The 791-nt window shown below is 62.3% G+C and carries 1 protein-coding gene; it reads right to left on the bottom strand.

Annotated elements, in window-relative coordinates:
* Positions 1–734 (bottom strand): SidA/IucD/PvdA family monooxygenase (locus H7A85_RS20660; protein ID WP_244631308.1); only part of this gene is annotated, 734 nt, incomplete at its 3' end.
* Positions 735–791 lie beyond the last annotated feature (57 nt).

Here is a 791-nt window from a genome sequence, read left to right as displayed (position 1 = left end):
CGCTGCGCTTGTTGGAAGTAGCTTGTGAGGCTGGGCTGCATGCCGACAAGCCAAAGCCCAGGCACCGCTGTTTCGCCAAGCCTACCTCGCAAACGTGGACGACCCGCCTCGTCGACGGCGCCAAGCGGGCTAAGCAATGACATCAGGGCAGACCCATAGCCCACGGCGGCGATCACGATGTCAGGCGCCAACGTCGTACCGTCGGACAGCATCACGTTCGATCCCGAGAACTCCATCACCCCGGCGACGACGGTGATTTGTCCTCGCTTCACGGCCGCCACGGCACCATCGTCGACCGCAATCGCGATCTTGTTCTGAACGAGGCGTGTCGCAGCATCGAACTGTGCCGCCGGAAAACCGTGTCGGGTCAAGTCCCCAAAGGCAATCCTCTGTGTCCACCCGACCAAACGATCGACCAATCGGGTTGGAAGCGATGCCATCAGCGGCGATAACCGATGAACCGCAAAACCACCTAGACGCTTCGGCAGAATACCGGGAGCTCGCCGGAGCGCCAGCCAGAGAGGTCCGGTGTCGACGCGGCTGAGATGATTGAGGACGTCGAACCCGGAGTTGCCGCCACCGACCACAAGAACGGATCGTCCCCGATAGGCTTGGATATCACCCAAGTCGGCCGCGTGAAGAATTTGCCCCGTGAAGGTCTCCATACCCTTCCAACGCGGCACGATCGGGACCGCATCCCGGCCCGTCGCAACAACCACCGCCTGAGTGTGGATTGTGCCCGCGTTCGTCTCGAGGCCGAAGTGCCCGCCGGTCCGCGACAGAGATAAGGC

Source organism: Aureimonas sp. ME7, from assembly GCF_903970965.1.
GTDB lineage: Bacteria > Pseudomonadota > Alphaproteobacteria > Rhizobiales > Rhizobiaceae > Aureimonas.
The sequence above is the reverse complement of the archived record's forward strand: the minus strand, read 5'-3'. Positions and strand labels throughout refer to the sequence as shown.